6 protein-coding genes, 1 pseudogene and 1 riboswitch are annotated in these 4,303 nt (G+C 62.3%); of the genes and pseudogenes, 1 reads left to right on the top strand and 6 read right to left on the bottom strand.

Annotation, left to right across the window (positions count from 1 at the left end):
• Positions 1 to 34 precede the first annotated feature (34 nt).
• From thiF to thiS, 3 genes are read right to left on the bottom strand one after another with little or no spacing between them, the layout of a single operon-like run.
• Complete coding sequence (gene thiF, locus KBA32_RS16540; RefSeq protein WP_294361334.1) at positions 35 to 577, bottom strand: sulfur carrier protein ThiS adenylyltransferase ThiF; 543 nt, start codon at positions 575 to 577, stop codon at positions 35 to 37.
• Positions 574 to 1,626: a 2-iminoacetate synthase ThiH gene (gene thiH, locus KBA32_RS16535; protein WP_294361332.1), complete on the bottom strand. Its 1,053-nt coding sequence runs from the start codon at positions 1,624 to 1,626 to the stop codon at positions 574 to 576. Before thiH ends, thiF begins: the two co-directional genes overlap by 4 nt.
• Before the next feature lie 3 nt (positions 1,627 to 1,629).
• The gene (gene thiS / locus KBA32_RS16530) at positions 1,630 to 1,833 is read right to left on the bottom strand and encodes a sulfur carrier protein ThiS (RefSeq protein ID WP_294361330.1); all 204 of its coding nucleotides are present in this window, start codon (positions 1,831 to 1,833) and stop codon (positions 1,630 to 1,632) included.
• Positions 1,834 to 1,928: 95 nt separating this feature from the next.
• Positions 1,929 to 2,049, bottom strand: a riboswitch (TPP riboswitch).
• 139 nt (positions 2,050 to 2,188) lie between these two features.
• Between thiS and KBA32_RS16525 the strand changes: the two genes are divergently transcribed.
• A complete protein-coding gene (locus tag KBA32_RS16525) occupies positions 2,189 to 3,043 on the top strand; it encodes a Cof-type HAD-IIB family hydrolase (RefSeq protein ID WP_294361328.1) in 855 nt (284 codons plus the stop codon).
• Between the two features lie 118 nt (positions 3,044 to 3,161).
• Here KBA32_RS16525 and KBA32_RS16520 read toward each other — a convergent pair whose 3' ends face one another.
• From KBA32_RS16520 to KBA32_RS16510, 3 genes and pseudogenes are all read right to left on the bottom strand, one after another.
• The gene (locus KBA32_RS16520; RefSeq protein ID WP_294361327.1) at positions 3,162 to 3,467 is read right to left on the bottom strand and encodes a group II intron maturase-specific domain-containing protein; all 306 of its coding nucleotides are present in this window, start codon (positions 3,465 to 3,467) and stop codon (positions 3,162 to 3,164) included.
• Between the two features lie 438 nt (positions 3,468 to 3,905).
• Positions 3,906 to 4,097 (bottom strand): 2-hydroxymuconate tautomerase, encoded by a 192-nt coding sequence (locus tag KBA32_RS16515; protein WP_294361325.1) that lies wholly within the window; start codon positions 4,095 to 4,097, stop codon positions 3,906 to 3,908.
• Between the two features lie 17 nt (positions 4,098 to 4,114).
• Positions 4,115 to 4,303 (bottom strand): annotated as a pseudogene (locus KBA32_RS16510) (4-oxalocrotonate decarboxylase); the annotation flags it as partial.

Here is a 4,303-nt window from a genome sequence, read left to right as displayed (position 1 = left end):
TTTTGATTCAACGTGACTGACTACTAACCACCGACTACGAGAACGCCCCCATCTCCTTGAGAACGAACGCACTCATGTGGCTCGCCACGGTGACGACCTTGTGCGAGAAGAGCGGCCAGTCGGCGCAGTCGCTGACGAAGTCACCGACAATATGCGCGCGCCCGAACTGCCTCCAGTGGATGCCGTCGAGCGATCCACCGGCGACGCCCGAAGCGGAGACGACGAGCTGATCGCCGGCCAAGCCTTCCATCAGCATTTTCTTCGCCGCCGCCTTGTCGAACGCCTCCACGACAAGATCGCAGTCGCCGAACAGCGTCCGGCAGTTCGTCGCGTCGATGCGCGCGACGATCGCATCGATCTCGACTTCCGGCCGAATGCGTTGCATGTTCTCGCGCAGCGCTTCGACCTTGGGGCGGCCGATCTGGTCGCGAAAGTAGAACTGCCGGTTGAGGTTCGACGCTTCGACGCAATCGAAATCGACGATACGGAACGCGTCGATCCCGCTGCGGACGAGGTTGAGCGCGACGTTGGAACCCAGTCCGCCAGCGCCCGCGATGCCAATTTTCAACTGTTTCATAGCGCTGCCTCCCAATCCTTGAATACGGGTTGATAACGTCGGGCAACGATGGCTGCCGCGACCTCGCCGACGCTGCGCTCGTCGGTGATCTCGAACTGCAACGCTGAATCGGTCTGCTGCTTGATCGGGATCGCGTAGCCGCCGACGCCGGTGCTCGATCCGGCCGAGAAGCGCGTGGCGCCGAGCGTGAGCAGCCGATCGCGGAACTCCGCCCGCTCGCGTGTCGACAAGGTGATGCCGGCACGCGGCAGGAAGACGCGCAGCGCCGTCATCATCTGCACGAACAGCCGGTCGCCGACGTGCTGCGTCGCCGAGAAGCCGCCCTCCACCTCGTTGATGCGCGGCAGCGACACCGCTACTTCCGCCTGCAGGAAGCTCGTTTCGAGAAAACGCGCGTGCAAGCCGGTGAAGAACATCTCGCGGCGCGGTTCGGCCAAACCGAGCAGCGGGCCGATATTGACCGTGCGCAACCCGGCTTCGGCCGCACGAGCCGGTGCGTCGAGGCGCCACGCGAAGTCGCGCTTCTTGCCACCGAGATGCACGCTCTTGTAGACGGCCTGGTCGTAGGTCTCCTGGAAGACCGTCATCCCGTCGACACCCGCCGCCTTGAGCTGCGCGTATTCCTCGGTGTGCAGCGGGTATATCTCGATCGAGACCGAGGCGAAGAAGCGCTTGAGCACGGCGACCGCGTCGCACAGATACTCGATCGGCGTTGCGCGGCGGTCTTCGCCGGTGAGGATCAACACGTGCTGCATGCCGGTGCGCGCAATGGCCTCGGCTTCGCGTTCGATCTCGGCGAGCGAAAGCACGCGGCGCGGGATCTCGTTGGTGACGTTGAAGCCGCAGTACGAACAACGGTTCTTGCAGTGGTTCGAGAGATAGAGCGGGATGAACATCTGGATCGTCCGCCCGAAGTGCTGTACGGTCATCTGTGAACCGCTCGCCGCCAGCATGGCCGGGATCTGGTCGTTGCTGGCGAACTTGCCGGTGCCGGTAAAGAGGCGGTTGGTGAAGTGAACGCCACCCAGGATCAATGCATCGTCGGCCATGGCTCAACCTCCCCCGACGAAGGACAGCAGTTCAAGTCGGTCGCCGGCGACGATCGAGGTCATCGCCCATTCGTCCTGCGGCACGATACGCCGGTTGAGTTCGACAACCAGCGAAGCCGCCGGCAGCCCTTTCAGTTGCACGAAGTCGGCGAGCGACGCAGAAGCAACGCTTTCCGACACGCCATTGACGATCAGTTCCATAGACACCCCAAAAAAGACCAAAAAAAAGCCGCTTGCCCCACGGGAAGGGCAAGTGGCTTTTCGGGAGCCTGGAACCGGAAACGTGACTGGAAAGACCGGATCGTCTTGACTTGTCCGCTTCCCTTCGCCGGCATTACCCGGATCAGGTTCATAGGGTTGGACAGAGTCCTCTCAGGACGATTCGGTGCAATGCCCTCCGGTTATTGCACCCTACGGAGCACCGGCCAGGGGAAGGATGTAGGGTGCAATAAGCAACGCGCATTGCACCGAACACCCGGTAGATTGTGTCGTTTTTGTATCACCGCCCGAGACGGCTATGTCGATGCAGTAGAATTTTTCCCTTTGCGCCAGACCCCACGCCGTGACCCCACCTACCCCTGAAGTCTTCCCGGTCGACCTCGACCATATCCCTGATATCCGCCTGATCGCTTGCGATATGGACGGTACGCTGCTCGACGATGACGACGCGATCCATGACGAGTTCTGGCCGCTGATCGAAACGCTGTACGCGCGCGGGATCATCTTCTGCCCGGCGAGCGGCCGGCAGTATTCGAGCCTGTTGAACCGCTTCGAGCCGATCGCCGACGACCTCATCTTCATCGCAGAGAACGGCACCTACGTCGTGCAGAAAGGCGTCGAACTGAGCTCCGACCCGCTCGCGCTCGACGACGCGCGTACCATGATTCGCGTTGCACGCGAACTGAAGGTGAAGCATCCGGGCGTTAACGTCGTGCTCTGCGGCAAGCGCTCGGCCTACGTCGAATCGACCGATCAGGGATTCATCGACGAAGAGGTGGCGAAGTACTACCTGAAGCTCGAAATCGTCGACGATCTCCTGACCGTCGAGGACGACATCCTCAAGGTCGCCGTCTTCGCCTACCATGCCTCCGAGCGCGTCACCTATCCGGCGTACGAGCGTTTCACCGCGACGCATCAGGTCGTCGTCTCCGGCCAGCACTGGCTCGACGTGATGGTGAATAACGCCAACAAGGGTTCGGGCATCCGGCACATCCAGGACAAGCTCGGCATCACGCGTGACCAGACGATGGTCTTCGGCGACTTCCTGAACGACATGGAAATGATGGACGAGGCGACCTACTCCTTCGCCATGGCCAACGCCCACCCGGCGCTCAAGGAGCGCGCGCGCTACCTCTCGCCGGGCAACACCGACAACGGCGTCGTACGCACGATCAAGGCGGTGCTCGGGTTGAAGTAGCCGGCGGCTCGGTGCTCGCGCGCCGATACTGATAGGGGCAGGAAAGGGCGCTCGCCCTCCCCTCCCTCCGAACCGCGCGTGCGCTTCTCCCGCACACGGCTCTCCAGTGAGTGGTTTCTCATCGAGATTGGCTCGCCAGCCGTCGGGCTTCGACCAGGGTGAAAAGCCCTTCGGTAGCGAAGAATGCATCGGGCCAGCGACAGTGGTCGGCATAACTCCGCCCAAAGTCCGGACGTTTCTCCTGTTTGCGCAGGAGCGCCCGCAGTCGTCGTCGGATCAGCGCGTCCAGTATCTGGAATACGCGCCCTTGGGCATGCTTGAGGTAGCCATACCATCCACTGGGCATCGGGTTGAGGTCAGCAATGATCCGCCCCTGACTGTCGCCTCGCGTGCGCCGCGTGAGCTGGCGCACGTTGTCTTTCAAGGCCGTCTGGATCCCGTGCTCTGCACTCCCTCCGGTCGCTTTTGCTTCGCGATCTTTGCGCCTTTGCGGTGAAGAACTGAGTTTTTCAGGATCAAGGCATTGCCCGGAAATTGGGCAAGGCTGCTTTCTCCCGCCCGTTCAGTGACCTACGTCGCTTGTTCAGGTCTTATCCACAGGTTTGTGTACGGGTTTTGTGGAATGTCTCCGCAGCGACGGAAAGTGATCGCCGCCGAACCCCGCGAATCGCCGTCTCCCCGGCTTCGCGCTCCCTGGTCCGGCGGCGTCGACTTTTGTGCGGACGCCTGTGAATCAGTCGCAGGAGCCCGGTTCCACCGGGCGACCAGGCGATTCCTTCGAAGAGACACGCCGTTATCGCGCAGCAAAGCTGCGCCCCGCAGGAAGTACCCTTGGGGTGCGCTCCTACCCACCTGCAGGAAGCTATCGGCCCAGATCGGCGGCACTGGTTCCGGCGATTCCCCAGTTGGTCTTCGGTACTTCCTGAATCACGACACGCACGTTTTCCTTCGGCGCGCTGAGCGCCTCGTGCAGCGCCTGGGTCACTTTCTCGATGACCGCGCGCTTCTGCTCGACGGTACGGCCTTCCATGATGTAGATGTGGGCGAGCGGCATGGTTTTCTCCCTTTGGTTCAGATGAAACGGACGCTGGTGCTGCCCAGCGACTGGATGCGCAGGTTGACGTTGTCACCCGCCTTGACCGCAACGGCCTCGGTGACGCCGCCGGAAAGGATCATCGTCCCCGCCGGAATCTCCTCGCCGCGCGCACCGAGGTGGTTGGCGAGCATGGCGATGGCCGCCGCCGGATGGCCGAGCACGGC

It is taken from the genome of Propionivibrio sp. (genome assembly GCF_017995515.1).
In the GTDB taxonomy this organism is placed as follows: Bacteria; Pseudomonadota; Gammaproteobacteria; order Burkholderiales; family Rhodocyclaceae; genus Propionivibrio.
This window is presented reverse-complemented; position numbering and strand designations above follow the sequence as displayed.

What these genes read in the sequence shown, in the direction of transcription:
- KBA32_RS16515 (WP_294361325.1), bottom strand. Translation starts at nt 4,097, where the DNA reads ATGCCGCTCGCCCACATCTACATCATGGAAGGCCGTACCGTCGAGCAG.
- thiF (WP_294361334.1), bottom strand. Translation starts at nt 577, where the DNA reads ATGAAACAGTTGAAAATTGGCATCGCGGGCGCTGGCGGACTGGGTTCC.
- thiH (WP_294361332.1), bottom strand. Translation starts at nt 1,626, where the DNA reads ATGGCCGACGATGCATTGATCCTGGGTGGCGTTCACTTCACCAACCGC.